The organism is Pseudonocardia sp. C8 (assembly GCF_014267175.1).
In the GTDB taxonomy this organism is placed as follows: domain Bacteria; phylum Actinomycetota; class Actinomycetes; order Mycobacteriales; family Pseudonocardiaceae; genus Pseudonocardia.
The window spans coordinates 1,915,687-1,931,033 of sequence record NZ_JACMTR010000002.1 but is presented as its reverse complement, the minus strand read 5'-3'; the positions used below and the strand labels follow the sequence as shown (position 1 = coordinate 1,931,033).

At 76.6% G+C, this 15,347-nt stretch carries 10 protein-coding genes; 1 reads left to right on the top strand and 9 read right to left on the bottom strand.

The annotated features are described in order from the left end of the window. Window positions 1-1,988: 1,988 nt before the first annotated feature. The 9 genes from ftsW to mraZ all read right to left on the bottom strand — a co-directional run bounded on the left by ftsW (window position 1,989) and on the right by mraZ (window position 13,645). Window positions 1,989-3,263, bottom strand: a complete 1,275-nt coding sequence (ftsW, locus tag H7X46_RS09685; protein WP_186359083.1) for a putative lipid II flippase FtsW — start codon at window positions 3,261-3,263, stop codon at window positions 1,989-1,991. Then, a complete protein-coding gene (gene murD, locus H7X46_RS09680; RefSeq protein WP_370588681.1) occupies window positions 3,260-4,687 on the bottom strand; it encodes a UDP-N-acetylmuramoyl-L-alanine--D-glutamate ligase in 1,428 nt (475 codons plus the stop codon). Before murD ends, ftsW begins: the two co-directional genes overlap by 4 nt. 17 nt (window positions 4,688-4,704) lie before the next feature. Continuing rightward, a complete protein-coding gene (gene mraY / locus H7X46_RS09675) occupies window positions 4,705-5,748 on the bottom strand; it encodes a phospho-N-acetylmuramoyl-pentapeptide-transferase (protein ID WP_222131817.1) in 1,044 nt (347 codons plus the stop codon). Between the two features lie 23 nt (window positions 5,749-5,771). Then, window positions 5,772-7,223, bottom strand: a complete 1,452-nt coding sequence (gene murF / locus H7X46_RS09670; protein WP_186359081.1) for a UDP-N-acetylmuramoyl-tripeptide--D-alanyl-D-alanine ligase — start codon at window positions 7,221-7,223, stop codon at window positions 5,772-5,774. A 52-nt stretch (window positions 7,224-7,275) separates the two neighbouring features. Then, window positions 7,276-8,868: a UDP-N-acetylmuramoyl-L-alanyl-D-glutamate--2,6-diaminopimelate ligase gene (locus tag H7X46_RS09665; protein ID WP_186362557.1), complete on the bottom strand. Its 1,593-nt coding sequence runs from the start codon at window positions 8,866-8,868 to the stop codon at window positions 7,276-7,278. 315 nt (window positions 8,869-9,183) lie between these two features. After that, window positions 9,184-11,019, bottom strand: coding sequence for a penicillin-binding protein 2 (locus tag H7X46_RS09660; protein WP_186359080.1), 1,836 nt, complete (start codon window positions 11,017-11,019; stop codon window positions 9,184-9,186). Continuing rightward, window positions 11,019-11,861 carry a hypothetical protein gene (locus H7X46_RS09655; RefSeq protein ID WP_186359079.1) on the bottom strand — a complete coding sequence of 281 codons (843 nt, stop codon included), beginning with the start codon at window positions 11,859-11,861 and terminating at the stop codon, window positions 11,019-11,021. The genes H7X46_RS09660 and H7X46_RS09655 overlap by 1 nt, the downstream gene beginning before the upstream one ends. Beyond that, window positions 11,858-12,871, bottom strand: a complete 1,014-nt coding sequence (gene rsmH, locus H7X46_RS09650) for a 16S rRNA (cytosine(1402)-N(4))-methyltransferase RsmH (protein ID WP_186359078.1) — start codon at window positions 12,869-12,871, stop codon at window positions 11,858-11,860. Before rsmH ends, H7X46_RS09655 begins: the two co-directional genes overlap by 4 nt. Before the next feature lie 342 nt (window positions 12,872-13,213). After that, the gene (gene mraZ / locus H7X46_RS09645; RefSeq protein ID WP_186362556.1) at window positions 13,214-13,645 is read right to left on the bottom strand and encodes a division/cell wall cluster transcriptional repressor MraZ; all 432 of its coding nucleotides are present in this window, start codon (window positions 13,643-13,645) and stop codon (window positions 13,214-13,216) included. Between the two features lie 636 nt (window positions 13,646-14,281). Here mraZ and H7X46_RS09640 point away from each other — a divergent pair. Next, a complete protein-coding gene (locus tag H7X46_RS09640) occupies window positions 14,282-15,346 on the top strand; it encodes an AAA family ATPase (RefSeq protein ID WP_370588680.1) in 1,065 nt (354 codons plus the stop codon). The last annotated feature ends 1 nt before the right edge of the window (window position 15,347 follow it).

Below are 15,347 nucleotides of genomic sequence, written 5' to 3'. Positions count from 1 at the left end.
GCTGGGGGGCCTGGTGCTGGGGGGCCTGGTGCTGCGTGTGTGGCGGCACCGGCTGCTGCGGGTCCCCGGGCCGGCCCGGGCCGTACGGACCTGGCCCGGACGCTCCCGGTCCGCCCGCACGGGTCTGCTGCGGGGCACGGAGGCCCGGCCGGCCGGGTGGCATCGGCGCGGGGTGCGGGTGTGCGGCCGGAGGACCGGCCGGCGCCGGGTGTGCGGCCGGCGGACCACCGGCCGCGGAGCCAGCACCCTGCGGGCCACCACCCGCCTGCGACACGCCGCGGCGCGGCTGCCCGCGCCCTCCCTGCGCGGCCGGCCCCTGCACGCCCGGCCCCTGGGCGGCCTGCGGCCCTCCCGGCCCGCCGGACGTGCCGGGGTCGGGCACGGCGCCCGGGCCGGAGGCGGGGCGCGGACCGGACGCGGCGCCCGGACCCAACCCGGCGGGCGGGTCGGACTCGACGCCCGGACCGGAAGCGGGGCGCGGATCGGACGCGGGGCGCGGGCCGGGCGCAGTGCCGGGTGTGAAGAGCGCGGAGCCGGCCGGGGCCTGCGGCCCCGTCGCGAAAACACCCGCGGGGTGCCGCGAGCCGGCGTCCGTCCGGCCACTGTGTGCCGGGCCACGGTGTACCGGGTCGCCGTGTGCCCGGTCGTGTGCGGGGTCGCCGGGCTGCGGGTGGCCGGGCGCCGCAGCCGGGTTCTGCGCACCACGGCTCGACGTCGGGGCGTGCAGGGGGCCGGTGTCCGTCGGAACGGTGCTCGTCGGGCCGGTGTCCGTGCGAACAGCGCGCGTCGGACCGGTGTCCGCGCGAACGGCGCGCGTCGGGCCGGTGTCGGCCGGAACGGTGGGCGTCGGCCCGGTGTTCGACTGGTCACCGCCCGCCGCGCCACGACCGTTCCCGGAGTCCCGGCCCGCCGGGTCACCACCGTTCCCGGAGTCCCGGCCCGCCCCGCCACCACGCGTAGCGTCGGCGGCCGGGGCACCGTTCCCGGGAACCTCCCCCGCGGACTCCGGGCGCCCGGGCCCCCGGCCCTCCGGCGGCCCGGGCTCACCCGCCGGGTTCCCGGGGCGGTCGGGCGTCCCGGGCCCCGGATGCCGTGGGCCGGCGGGCGTGAACAACCCCCCGGGCGGCATGGCGCCCGGCGGAGTCGGACCGGCGGGCTGCCCGGGGCGCGGCCGCGGGCCGGCGGGTGGTCCTCCCGGCCCGGTCCCCGCGCCGCCGTGCGGGGCGCGACCGGTGGGAGCGCCGGGCGGGGGCCCGGACGGACCCTCGGCGCCCCCGGGTGCCGCACCGGGAGGGCCGGACGCGGCGCGCGGGCCGCCGCCCGGCGGTGTCACGCGATCGTCACCGCCGACGGCCCCGTCCCGCGGCGCCCCGTTGCGCGGATGCCCGTTCACCCCGTTCGGCGCAGCACCCCCGTTCGGCGCACCACTCCCGTTCGGCGCACCACTCCCGTTCGGCACAGCACCGTTGCGCGACCGACCGTTGGGCGCGGACCCGTTCCGGGGCCGGCCGTTCGGCCCGGCACCGTCCGGCCCGGCCCCCTCCCGGGGCACACCGCCGGGACCCCCGTGCGCGTACGGGTTCCACCCGGTACCGGGCAGGCGTTGCGGACCCCGCGGGCCGGCCGGGCCGGCGCCGGGGAGCGCCTCGGTCTCGGGCGCTCCAGGCGCTCCGGGCGCCCCCGGGTCACCGGCGGTGTCCCCCGGCCCGGCCGTGCGGTCGTCCGGCCCCGGCCAGGACGGCCGGTCCGCCTGCGGCTCACCGGACCCGAAGACGACGCCCTCCGGCTCGACCGCGGACCGCTCGGACCCCGGGCGGCCCCCGCCCATGGTCGGCCGCCCGGAACCGCCGGTCGCGCCCGGTCCGGCGGAACGGCCGTCCCGGTCCGTGCCGCCGTCGCCCGTGCCACCGGTCTGATCCGTGCCCGTCACGCTCGTGTGCCCCTTGCGTCGTCGACTGCGTCCGGTCCCCGTGCGGGGACCTCAGGTCTCAGCGCGCCGCCCACCGCGACGCCGGTCCCGGTGCCCGGTAGGGCTCCGGCAGCGGGAGCCGCAGCAGCTTCGCCACGCGGCCCTGCCCGTCCTTCCGGAGTGCGGCGATCGCCTCCGGCTCGTGCCGGGCCGCACTCGTGAGCAGCCCGAACAGGAACATGGTCACCACCAGCGACGTGCCGCCGGAGGAGATCAGCGGGAGCTGCAGCCCGGTCACCGGCAGCAGCCCCACGACGTACCCGATGTTGATCGAGGCCTGGACGACCAGGCCCGTCGTCGACGTCGCGACCACGATGCGGAGCCACGGATCGGTGTTGCGGGCCGCGATCCGCATCCCGGTGTAGGCGAGCGTGGCGAACAGCGCCAGCACGGCGAACGCGCCGACGAAGCCCAGCTCCTCACCGATGATCGCGAAGATGAAGTCGTTGTGTGCGTTGGGCAGGTAGTCCCACTTCGCCCGCCCCTGGCCGAGGCCGACGCCGAACAGGCCGCCGTCGGCCAGGGCGTACAGCGCCTGCGTCGCCTGGTAAGCGGGGCCGAGCGGGTCGGAGGTGGCCGGTGACAGGAACGCGGTGATCCGGCTCGCCCGGTACCCGGCGGTCAGGCCGAGCAGCACCGCGCCCGCGAGCCCGCCGACGGCGATCAGCGCGAGCAGCTTCATCGGGGCACCGCCGAAGTACAGGAGCGCGAGCATGACGATCCCGATCGAGATCGTCATGCCGAGGTCGGGCTCCAGCACCAGCAACGTGAAGATCAGCAGCGTGACCGGGACGACCGGGTTCAGCGCGTGCTTCCAGCGGTGCATCACCGCGCGCCGGGCGACGAGGACGTGCGCGCCCCACAGCGTCAGCGCGATCTTCACGCCCTCGGAGGGCTGCAGGGACACCGGACCGAACGCGAACCAGGACCGGGCACCGCCACGGACCACACCGATGCCGGGGATCAGCACCGCGACCAGCGCGACGAGCCCGATGATGAGCAGCACCGGCGCCGCGGCGCGCAGCCGCCGCGGCGGCACCCGCACCCCGATGTAGAACAGCACCAGGCCGACCCCGCAGAACATCAGCTGCCGGGTGAACACCGAGTACGACGAGCCGGCCGACACCGCCGACGCCGACAGCACCATGACCAGCCCGAACAGGGTCAGCAGCCCGAACACCCCGAGGATCAGGTGCAGCGAGGTGAGCGGCCTGCGCAGCCAGCGCCGCAGCCGGCGCACCCCGCCCTGGACGCCGGCCGCGGCCGTCCGCGCGGCCGGGGCGGCCGGGCTCACCGGGTTCCCCCGGTACGGGTCGCCGCGAGACCGGCGACCGCCGCCGCGAACGCGTCGCCGCGGTGGGCGTAGTCCCGGAACTGGTCCATCGAGGCGGCCGCGGGGGCCAGGAGCACGACGTCACCCGGCCGGGCGAGCGCCGCCGCGCGGCGCACCGCCTCGGGCATCGGGTCGGTGGGGCCGGGGTCCTGCTGGTCAGGGGGCGCCATACCGTCATGGTCACCCGGTCGGACCTCCTCGACCGGGAGGCCGGGGGCGTGTCGGACCAGCGCCTCGACGATCGGTTCCCGGTCCGTCCCGATGACGACGACGCCGGCCAGCCGGGACGCGTGCGCGGCGGCCAGCTCGCCGAGCGTGTCCGGGGCGACCCCCTTGAGGAGCCCGCCGACCACCCAGACCGCCCGCGCGCCGGGATACCGGGCGGCGATCGCGGCCAGGGACGCATCGGCGGCGTGCGGGTTGGTGGCCTTCGAGTCGTCCAGGTAGCGGACGCCGTCGAGCTCCCCCGCGGGTGCGCTGCGGTGCGGCCCCGGGGTGAACGCCGACAGCGCCGCCCCGATGTGGGCGGCCGCGACACCGTGCGCGCGGGCCAGCGCGGCGGCGGCGAGCGCGTCGGTGATCCCGGGTGGCCCGGGCGGGACGACGGCGTCCGCCGCCACGAGCTCTCCCCCGCCGAACGCGCGGTCGACCAGCATCCCGCCGTCGACGCCGAGCTGGTCCGGCCCCGGCACGCCCAGGGTGACCCCGACCCGCCGCGGGGCCGGTGCCGCGGCCAGCAGCCGGGCCGCGACCGGGTCGTCCACCCCGGCGACGGCGACGTCCCCGACCAGGGCGCGCGCCTTGGCCGCCGCGTAGCCGGCCGGCCCGCCGTGCCAGTCGAGGTGGTCGTCGGCGACGTTGAGCACGACACCGGCCGCCGGCCGGACCGACGGCGACCAGTGCAGCTGGAAGCTGGACAGCTCGACCGCGAGGACGTCGTGGCCCTCGGCCACCGCCGACACCACCGGATGGCCGATGTTCCCGCAGGCGATCGAGGACAGCCCCGCGGTGCGCAGGATCGCGGCGAGCATCTCGGTGGTCGTCGTCTTGCCGTTGGTGCCGGTGACGACCAGCCAGACGGGCGGGACGGCGCGGCGGGCACCGAGCCGCCAGGCCAGCTCCGGCTCGCCGATCACCTCGGCGCCCGCGGCGGCCGCCCGGGCGACCAGGGGGTGGTCGGGGCGGCGGCCCGGGGACGTGACGACCGTGCCGACACCGTCCGGCAGCCCCTCGGAGCGCCAGGCCCGGACGCCGTCCGGCAGCGCGTCCAGCGCGGCCGGCGCGTCGTCCGAGACGTACACCGTCGCCCCGGTGTCGCGCAGCGCGACCGCGGCGGCCAGCCCGGAGATCCCGGCGCCGGCCACCAGCACCGGGTGGTCCGTCACGGACCCGGCCGCCGGGGTCACGCCGATCCCGAGGCCGCGAGCCACTCGCTGTAGAAGATCCCCAGCCCGAGCGCCGCGCAGATCGCCGCGAGCAGCCAGAACCGGATGATGACCGTGGTCTCGGCCCAGCCGGCGAGCTCGAAGTGGTGGTGGAACGGCGCCATCCGGAACAGCCGTCGCCGGGCCGTGCGGAACACCACGATCTGCAGCGACACCGACAGCGCCTCGACCACGAACACGCCGCCGATCACGACGAGCAGCAGCTCGGTGCGGGTCACCATGGACAGGCCGGCCAGCAGCCCGCCCAGGGCCAGCGAGCCGGTGTCGCCCATGAAGATCCGGGCCGGGGCGGCGTTCCACCACAGGAAGCCGATGCAGCCGCCCATCGCGGCCGCGGCGACCAGGCCGATGTCCAGCGGGTCGCGGACCTCGTAGCAGCCGGCCGACGCGGCGACGCCGCAGCTGTTGCGGAACTGCCAGAACGCGATGATCACGTAGGTGCCCAGCACCATCGCCGCGGTGCCGGCGGCGAGCCCGTCGAGGCCGTCGGTGAGGTTCACCGCGTTCGACCAGGCCGCGACGATCAGGTTGCACAGCAGCACGAACCCGACGACGCCGAAGCTCAGCACGGTGATGTCCCGCACGAACGACAGGCTCTCCGAGGCGGGGGTCAGGTTGCGCTCGTTCGCGAACCGGACCGCGAGGATCCCGAAGATCGTCGCCGTGAGCACCTGCCCGACGATCTTCGAGGTCTTGTTGAGGCCCAGGTTGCGCTGGCGGCGGATCTTGAGGAAGTCGTCGAGGAACCCGACCAGCCCCAGCGCGGTCGTCAGGAACAGCACGAGCAGCGCCGACGCGGTGATCGGTTCCTGGGTGAACCCGTGCGAGCCCAGGTAGCCGACCCAGATGGCGACCAGGATCGCCACCCCGCCCATGGTCGGGGTGCCCCGCTTCGACTGGTGGCTCTGCGGGCCCTCCTCGCGGATCTCCTGCCCGAAGCCCTGCTTGGCGAAGAACCGGATCAGGTACGGCGTGAGCAGGATGGACACCGCGAGCGCCATACCCGCGGCCAGGAAGACGCCCCTCACCGGCGGACCAGCCCTTCGCTCTGCAGCAGCCCGGCCGCGACCCGCTCCAGGCCGGCGCTGCGGGAGGCCTTGACCAGCACGACGTCGCCGGCGCCGAGCTCGGCGCGCAGCAGGTCCAGTGCGGCGCCGACGTCGTCGACGTGCTCGGCGTCCGGCCCGTACTCGGGGGCACCGACGGCGACCACCCGCTCGACCCCGGCGGCGCGGGCCCGGCCGGTGGCCGCGGCGTGCGCGTCCGCGGCACCGTCGCCGATCTCGGCCATCGGGCCGAGCACGGCCCAGGCGCGGCGGTCCGGCCCGGCCAGCGCGGACAGCGCGGAGATCGCGGCGGCCATCGCCTCGGGGTTGGCGTTGTAGGCGTCGTTGACGATCGTGACGCCGTCCGGGCGCTCGGTGACCTCCATCCGCCAGCGGGACGCCGGCACGGCCGCCGACAGCGCGGCCGCGACCTGCCCCGGTGTGGCGCCGAGCTCCAGCGCGACGGCGGCCGCGGCGAGCGCGTTCGAGATCTGGTGCTCGCCGACCAGCTGCAGCGCGACGTCCGCCTCCCCGGCCGGGGTGACCAGGCGGAACGACGCGCGCCCTGCGTCCGTGCGGACCTCCTCGGCACGGACGTCGGCGCCCGCCGACCGGCCGAACGTCACCACCCGGGCCGGGGTGCGGGTGGCCATCGCGGCGACCAGGTCGTCGTCGGCGTTGAGGACGGCCACCCCGCCCCGCTCGCCGGGCAGGTCCCCCGGCGGCAGCGCCTCGACCAGCTCACCCTTCGCGGCGGCGATCCCGGCGCGGGAGCCGAACTCGCCCAGGTGCGCCGACCCGACGTTGAGCACCACCCCGATCCGCGGCGGCGCGACCGCGCACAGCGCGGCGATGTGCCCGGCACCGCGGGCGGAGAACTCCAGCACGAGGTGCCGGGTCGTCGCGTCCGCCCGCAGCGCCGTGTACGGGGTGCCGAGCTCGTTGTTGAACGACTCGGGGGGTGCGACCGTGCGGCCCAGCGGTGCCAGCACCGCGGCCACCAGGTCCTTGGTGGAGGTCTTGCCGGCGCTGCCGGTGATCCCGACGACGGCCAGCCCGGGCAGCGCGCCCAGCACGTGCCGGGTCAGCCGGCCCAGCGCGGCGAGCACGGCGGCGCCGTGCCCGTCCGGGTCGACCGCGCCCAGGTAGGTACCGGCGTCGCGCGCCTCGACCGGCGGCGCGATCACCGCGGGCGCGTCGACCGGCCGGCCGGCCAGCACCGCCGCCGCGCCGCGGGTGACCGCGCCGGCGGCGAAGTCGTGGCCGTCGGCCCGCTCCCCCGGCAGCGCGAGGAACAGCCCGCCCGGGCCGACCCGGCGCGAGTCGAACTCGACGGCGGTCACCGCCGTGGCCTCGGCCTCCGCCTCCGTGATCCGGTGCAGCGTGCCGCCGGTCACGGTCGCGACCTCGGCCAGCGTCATCTCGATCATCGCCCGAACGCCTCCACCGGTTCCGTCCGTCCTCCCGTCCTGCCGCTCTCCGTCATGAGGCCGCCCGGATCGCCGTGACCAGCTCGTCCGCGTCGTCGAACGGGTACTTGACCCCGTGCACCTCCTGACCGGTCTCGTGGCCCTTGCCGGCGATCACCACCGCGTCGCCGGGGCGCGCCGAGCGCACCGCGTAGGTGATCGCGCTGCGCCGGTCGCCGATCTCGATCACGTCACCGCGGGCAGGCTCGTGCATCGCACCCTCCAGCATCGCCGTGCGGATGGAGGCCGGCTCCTCGCTGCGCGGGTTGTCGTCGGTGATCACCAGCAGGTCCGAGCGGATCGCGGCGGCCGCACCCATCAGCGGGCGCTTGCCGGTGTCGCGGTCCCCGCCGCAGCCCAGCACCGTGATCACCCGCGCGTGCGGGCGGAGCTGGGCGCGCAGCGCGTCCAGCAGGGCGGCGACGGCGGCGGGCTTGTGCGCGTAGTCGACGACGGCCAGCCAGGGCTGCCCGGCGTCCACCCGCTGCATCCTCCCCGGCACCGACAGCCGGGCGAAGCCCTCGGCGGCGACCGCGGGCGGGATCCCGTCCGCGTCCAGGCAGGCCAGCGCCACCAGCGCGTTCGCGATGTTGTAGCGGCCGGGCAGGGCCAGGGTCACCGGCTGGGCCAGCCCCTGCGGGCCGATCGCGGTGAAGGTCTGGGTGCCGTCCGGGTGGGCGGCGAGGTCGCGCACCGTCCAGGTGGCGTAGGTGTTGCCCGGGTCCGAGCTGACGGTGACCGCGTCCGGCCGGCGGCCGGCCAGCTGGCGGCCCCACTCGTCGTCGACGCACACGACGCCGTGCCGGGCGGCCTCGCGGCCGTCGAACAGCCGGGCCTTGGCCTCGAAGTAGTCCGCCATCGTCGGGTGGAAGTCCAGGTGGTCCTGGGAGAGGTTGGTGAACGCCCCGACGGCGAACCGGGACCCGCCAACCCGGCCGAGTGCCAGCGCGTGGCTGGACACCTCCATCGCCACGTCGGTGACCCCGGCCTCCACCATCACCGCGAACAGCGCCTGCAGGTCGGGTGCCTCCGGGGTGGTGAACGCGCTGGGCAGCGCGCGCGGCGGGTGGCCGGGCACCTGCACCCGGGTGCGGACGGTGCCGAGCAGGCCGGTGGCCCGCCCGGCCGCGGTCAGGCCGGCCTCCAGGAGGTGCCCGACGGTCGTCTTGCCGGAGGTGCCGGTGACGCCGAGCACGCGCAGCCGGGCGGTCGGCTCGCCGTAGACCGCCGCCGAGACCGGGCCGAGGACCTCGCGCGGGTGCGGGTGGACCAGCACCGGCAGCCGGGAGTGCCGGATCTCCGGCCGCTCGGCGCCGTCCGGGTCGGTGAACACCGCGGCGGCACCGCCGGCGATCGCCTGGGCCGCGAAGTCGGCGCCGTGCGCGCGGGTCCCGGGCAGCGCGGCGAACAGGTCCCCGGACCGGATCGACGCGGCCCGCAGCGTGGCCCCGGTGACGGCGTGCGGGCCGGTGGCCGGGTCGAGCAGCGGGCCGGGCCCGGCACCGGCGGTGCGCGGGTTCAGCTCGGCCCCCGCGACTCGGGCGAGCAGGGCGACGTCGACCGGGCGGACGGTCGCCGGCCGGTCCGGGAGCTGGTCACCGGTCACCGGTGCCGCCCCCGCCTCGGCACGGGCGTCGGACGCTGCGTGGACGTCGGGCACAGGGCGGGAGGTTACCGATCGGTGCAGGGCCGTCCGGGGTCGGCACCTCCGGTGCGCGACCGCTCACGGGCACGGTCGCGACGGGCGGCGGGACGGACGTCACCGTACGGCCGTACGACGTGCCGGACAGGGCCATCCGGCGCAGGGCGGCCGCCGGTGGGCGGGCCGGCCGGGGGCCGTCGCGCCGCGACCGGCCTGCCCCGGACGGGTGAGCGGTGCCGCCGACCGCCGGACGCACGCCGGTGATCACCGGCCGCGGGCTCACTCGATCTGGAGCGTCTGCACCCGGGCCGGCTGGGTCTGCACCGGGATGCCGTCCCGCTGCGCCAGGTACGAGGCGATGTCGTGGAACAGCGGGGCCGCGCTGGTCCCGGCCTTCGGGGCGTCCAGCATGATCCCGACGACGAACCGCGGGTCCTGCGCCGGGAGCATCCCGGCGAAGGTGATCCAGTACTGGGACCGCGAGTAGCAGCCGCACTCCGGGTCGACCTGCTGTGCGGTCCCGGTCTTACCGGCGACCTCGTACCCGGGCACGGCGGCGGCCGGGCCGGTCCCGGCCTGGCCGTCGGCGTCCTGGGTGACGGCGGTGAGCATGGTGCGCAGGGTCTGCGCGGTCTGCGGGGACATCACCCGGACCGGCTCGGGACGCTCGGCCGGGACCCGGACGCCGTCCGGCCCGGTGGTGGCCGCGACCACCCGGGGCGGGATCCGGACGCCGTCGTTCGCCACGGCCTGGTACATCCCGGCCATCTGCAGCACGGTCATCGACAGGCCCTGCCCGATCGGCAGGTTGCCGAACGTCGAGCCCGACCAGGTGGCCCGCGGAGGCACGGTGCCGGCGCTCTCGCCCGGCAGCCCGATCCCGGTCCGCTGGCCGATCCCCATCCGGGAGAGCATGTCGGAGAACGCGTTCTCCCCGACCTTCTGCGCGGTCATGAGCGTGCCCACGTTCGACGACTTCGCCAGGACCCCGGTGAGGGTGTAGCGGTCGAGGCCGTGCGCCCACGCGTCCTTGATCGTCCGGTCCGCGACGGTGATCTGCCCGGGGACCTCCAGCACGTCCTCCGGCCGGGCGGCGCCGGCCTCCAGCGCGGCGGCCATCGTGACCACCTTGTTCACCGATCCCGGTTCGAACGGCGTGGTGACGGCCTTGTTCCCCAGCGACTTCGGGTCCGCGGTGAGCAGGTGGGCCGGGTCGAACGAGGTGTTGTCCGCCAGCGCCCGCACCTCGCCGGTGGCCCGGTCGAGCACGACCGCCGAGCCGCTGCGCGCGCCCGATTTCGCCGCGTAGTCCGCGAGCATCCGCTGGACCTGGAACTGCAGGTCGGAGTCGATGGTCAGCGCGACGTCCGATCCGGACACCGCGGGCTGCTCGGACCGCACGCTGCCGGGGATGATGGTGCGGCTGCCCTCGGCGGTGTCGGCGATCTGGAAGCCGTCGCGGCCGGCGAGCAGGTCGTCGTCGGAGGACTCCAGGCCGATCCGGCCGACGAGCTTCTGCGCGTCCGCGCTCCAGGTGGCCGCACCGATGATGTTGGACGCCAGCGTCCCGCCCGGGTACTGGCGGGCCTCCCGGCTCTCCTCGGCGATCTCCGGGAACCGCTCGCGCAGCGCCCGCGCCGGGCCCGGGTCGACGGCCGTGGCCAGGACGACGTAGCCGCGGTCGGCAGCGAGCCCGCGCCGGAGCTCCTCGGGGTCGCTGCCGGTGACCCGGGCGACCTCGTCGGCCATCGCGTTCTTGTACGCGACGGCCTCGGCGCCCTTGGTCTGGTTGATCAGTCGCGGGTTCGTGACCAGCGCCTTCGACTCGGTGGAGAACGCGAGGACGTTGCCGTCCCGGTCGGTGATCGAGCCGCGTTCGGCCGGGATGACGATGCGGCTGGCGCGCTGCTTCTCCGAGTCGGCGGTGAGCGACCCGGCCTGCACGGTCTGGACGACGACGAGCTTGGCGCCGGCGAGCAGCAGCAGCCCGGCGAGCAGCACCCAGGCCAGCCGCAGGCGGAACCGGGGCTCGTCGGCCGGGGACCGGCGGCGGGGCCGCCGCCCGGTCCCCGGCGGGCCGCCGGGGCGCCTCGGCCGGGGCGGGGCGTAGGCCATCAGCGCCCGCCCGCCACGCCGGCCGGGACCTCGCGCTCGACGCCCTCCTGCGTGGGCTCGCCCTGCGCCCCGGTCTGCTCGCCCGGCTGGTCACCCGCGGCCCGGCGGTCGGCCGGTCCGGCCTGCGGGTCCGCCGGCCCGGCCTGCGGGTCCGCCGGTCCGGTGTCGCCGGCCTGCGGGGACCGACCGCCCTGATCGGCCTGACCGGCGTGCCCGCCCGGCTGGCCGGGCTGTCCGGCCGGTTGCTGCCCGGCCGGCGGGGCGCCCGGCTCGGCACCCTCGGCGGCCGCGGCGTCCCCACCGTCGGCCGCCGGGTCCGACGTGCCGGCCGGACCGGACGGCGGTACCGGGCCGCCCGGGACCAGCACCATCGGCGCCGCGGTGGCCTCGGCGGCCTTCGGCTCCCCGACGACGTCGACCCGCCCGTCCGGCGCGACCACCAGGCGGGCCGGGTCGGCGACCGGGACCATGCCCTGCGCGGCGGCCCGCTGGGCCAGCGAGGCCGGGCTCTCCAGGACCGTGACCTCCTTGCGGAGCGCCTCGGACTGCTCGGTGAGCGCCCCCGTCCGCTGGCGGGCCTCCTGCAGGGCGTACGAGTCGGCGGCCGCCGCCGTCGACAACCACAGCGTGGCGACCAGGCCCACGGCGAGCAGCACCATCACGACCAGCACGAACTTCGCGCGGCCGGCGTGCTCGCGGGCCACCGGACGGCGGCGTGGCTCCGAGGCGCGGCGCGGGGCCCGCTGTGCCGGGATCCGCGGCGGGGCCGCCACCCGGCGGGTCTGCGGACGCGGCCGGCCACCGCCCGGTGTCCCCGGGCGCTCGATGACGGGTGTGCTCATCGCCGTTCCTGCCTCTCCGCCGTGCTCGTACTGCTCGTTCCGCCGGCGATCCGCTCGGCGGCCCGCAGCCGCACCGGGGCGGCCCGCGGGTTGCGTGCGATCTCCTCCTCGGACGCCGTCTCCGCACCCCGGGTCAGCGACCGGAACTCCGGCCCGTGCCCGGGGAGCTCGACCGGGAGGTCCACCGGCGTCCGGGAGCGGGTGCGCTCGGCGAGCGCGCGCTTGGTGATCCGGTCCTCCAGCGAGTGGTAGGACAGGACGACGATCCGGCCGCCCGGGGCCAGCGCGTCGAGCGCGGCGGGCAGCGCGGCCCGCAGCACGTCCAGCTCGGCATTGACCTCGATCCGCAGCGCCTGGAAGGTCCGCTTGGCCGGGTGCCCGCCGGTCCGCCGGGACGCGGCCGGGACGACCCCGTAGAGCAGCTCGACCAGCTCCGCGCTGCGGGTGAACGGGGTCTTCTCCCGGGTCCGGACGATCGCGTTGGCGATCTGCCCGGCGAACCGCTCCTCGCCGTAGTCGCGCAGGATCCGGCGCAGCTCGGGCGCGGAGTAGGTGTTGAGGACGTCGGCGGCGGTCGGCCCGGTGGTCGGGTCCATCCGCATGTCGAGGTCGGCGTCGCGCGCGTAGGAGAAGCCGCGGGCGGTCTCGTCGAGCTGTAGCGAGGAGACACCGAGGTCGAACAGGATCCCGTCGGCGGGACCCACCCCGGTCCCGGCGAGCGCCTCACCGATCCGGTCGTAGACGGCGTGCACCCGGTGCAGCCGGTCGGCGTACGCCGTGAGCCGGCGCCCCGCCAGCTCCAGGGCCTGCGGGTCGCGGTCGAGCCCGACGACCGTGAGCCGGGGATGCGCGGCGAGCAGCGCCGCGGCGTGGCCGCCCATGCCGAGGGTGGCGTCCACGTAGACCGCGGGCCGATCGGCCAGCGCGGGCGCGAGGAGCTCGGAGACCCGGTCGAGGAGGACGGGGGTGTGACGCTCGGCGGGGGTCCGCTCGTCGTGCTCCACGTCCACCCCCCGGTGCCGCCGTCCGTTCCCCGTGGTCCGCCCCTGCCGCCCGCTCCCGGTCCCGGCCCCGCAGGGCCGGAACCGGGGAGGACATGTCCGTGGCCGTGCCGCGTCACCGGCTCCCACAACCGATCCGCTGCACGTCCGAAGACGCCCGGGCTTCACCACGCCATCCGAACTCCCCAGTCGGGATGGTCCCGGCGCCGCCCCCACCCGGGGACCGTGCCGACCGGACCTGGCACCGGGGAAGGTGTGCCAGGGCCGGGCGATCACGGCACCCGGGTCGGGACGGCGACGGTGGCGCCGCCCGTGTCGTGCGCCGCTCGTCCCCCCACCCGCCAGCGGGGGTCAGAACAGCCCGGGCAGAACCTCCTCCTGGGCCTTGGCGAACTCGTCCTCGTGCCGCTCCTGGTACTCCTGCCAGGCCTGCGCGTCCCAGATCTCGGCGCGCGTGAACGCGCCGATCACCACGCAGTCCTTGGTCAGTCCCGCGTACCGGCGCAGCTCGGACGTGATCGCGATCCGGCCCTGCCCGTCGGGGTTCTGCTCGTCGGTGCCCGAGAAGAGGTTCCGCTGGAACACCCGCGCCGACTCGTTCGTCAGCGGGGCCGCGGCGATCTTGCGCGCCATCTCGGTGAAGGCGTCACGGGTGAACACGTAGAGGCAGTGGTCCTGCCCTTTCGTGATCATGCAGCCGCCTCGCAACTCGTCGCGGAATTTCGCAGGCAGCGTGAGCCGCCCCTTGTCGTCCAGCTTCGGGGTGTAGGTGCCGAGGAACACCTGCCCCACCTCCACCTGGAGCCCCTGTTCGCCCCAGCGATCACCACACTACCCCACAGCCACCCACCGTCAACCCGACACGGGTCCAACGTGGCCTGTTCACCGAACGTTTCCGCAGGTAGACGGCGGTGGGTCACGGTGGGGGGCGTCGGCGTGCCACCCGGACGCGGGACGTCGGACGGATCGGCGCGTGCCGATCGCCCACTCGTGGAGCGTGGACGATCACCGCTGGTCAGGGCGGATTTCCGGGGAGCAGGGGCAGCGGGGTGGGGCGAGGTGGAGGACGCGGTGGGTGGCCGTGGGGAGCGCCGGTGGCGGGAAGTGGGGGGTGGCAGTGGCGGGGTGTGGGACGCCGGCGGCCGGGGGTGTGCGCCGGCGGCCGGTGTGTGGCGCCGGGACCGGCCCGCTCCCCCGCCGAGATGCACCTGAGCGCGAATTGTCGATCTCCCGACGACCGTGGGCTGCACGTCGGCGGGAAAGCCGGGCGTCGCGACGGGCGAGCGAAGCAGCGCGCCGCTTGCCGCTGAGCACCGAGCGGATGACCCGGACGGGGCAGGCGAAACGGCGGCACCCGAGGGCGGCCGGGCGGCGTTTGACAGACTGAGGACGCCCGCGCCACCACCCGAGGAGGCCCGTTTGTCGTCGAGCGCACCCTCTGCGCCGTCCGTGCCGCCGGCGCCGTCGCCGGCCGGATCCCCGCGCCGCCCGGAGTCGAGCGGGGCCACCCCGGGCTACGCGGCCGAGCCGATGGACGCCGGCGCGGTCGCCGAGGTCGCCGGCCGGGTCGCCGCCGCGGTGCAGCGGATCATCGTCGGGAAACCGGACGCGGTGCGGCTCGCGCTCGTCGCGATGCTCTCGGAGGGGCACCTCCTGGTCGAGGACGTTCCCGGTGTCGGCAAGACCTCGCTCGCCAAGGCGCTCGCCCGGGCCGTCGACGGCGCCGTCAGCCGGATCCAGTTCACCCCGGACCTGCTGCCCGGCGACATCACCGGCACATCGGTCTACAACCGGCAGACCGCGGAGTTCGAGTTCCGGCCCGGCCCGGTGTTCGCCAACGTGGTGATCGCCGACGAGATCAACCGGGCCTCGCCGAAGACCCAGTCCGCGCTGCTGGAGTGCATGGCCGAGCACCAGGTGACCGTCGACGGCGGCACCTACCACCTGGGCGACCCGTTCATGGTCGTCGCCACCCAGAACCCCGTCGAGATGGACGGCACCTACCCGCTGCCCGAGGCGCAGCGGGACCGGTTCACGATCCGGATCAGCGTCGGCTACCCGGACCCGGCCGCCGAGCTCGCGATGCTCGACGAGCACGGGGCCACCGAGCCGCTCGACCGGATGCGACCGGTCACCGACCTGCGCACCCTGCGCGCGATGGCCGCCACGACCCGGGGCCTGCACACCGCCCCCGAGGTGCGGCGCTACTGCGTCGAGATCGTCGGCGCGACCCGCCGGCTGAGCGAGGTGCGGCTCGGTGCGTCGCCGCGCGCGACGCTGCACCTGCTACGGGCCGCCCGGGCGTGGGCGGTCACGGCCGGCCGCGGCTACGTCGTCCCCGACGACGTGCAGGCCGTCGCCGTCCCGGTCCTCGCGCACCGCCTGCTGCTCGGGCCGGAGGGCGTGGCCGCCCGCCGGTCGGCCGCCGACCTGGTGCGGACCGCCGTCGGCCGGGTCGCGGTGCCGTCCCCGCCGCGGAGTTGAC

Coding starts and splice junctions, on each gene's coding strand:
- mraY (WP_222131817.1), bottom strand. CDS start 5,748: ATGGCGCTCGCGGTGTCCATCCTGCTCACGCCGTACCTGATCCGGTTC.
- murF (WP_186359081.1), bottom strand. CDS start 7,223: ATGATCGAGATGACGCTGGCCGAGGTCGCGACCGTGACCGGCGGCACG.
- H7X46_RS09660 (WP_186359080.1), bottom strand. CDS start 11,019: ATGGCCTACGCCCCGCCCCGGCCGAGGCGCCCCGGCGGCCCGCCGGGG.
- H7X46_RS09655 (WP_186359079.1), bottom strand. CDS start 11,861: ATGAGCACACCCGTCATCGAGCGCCCGGGGACACCGGGCGGTGGCCGG.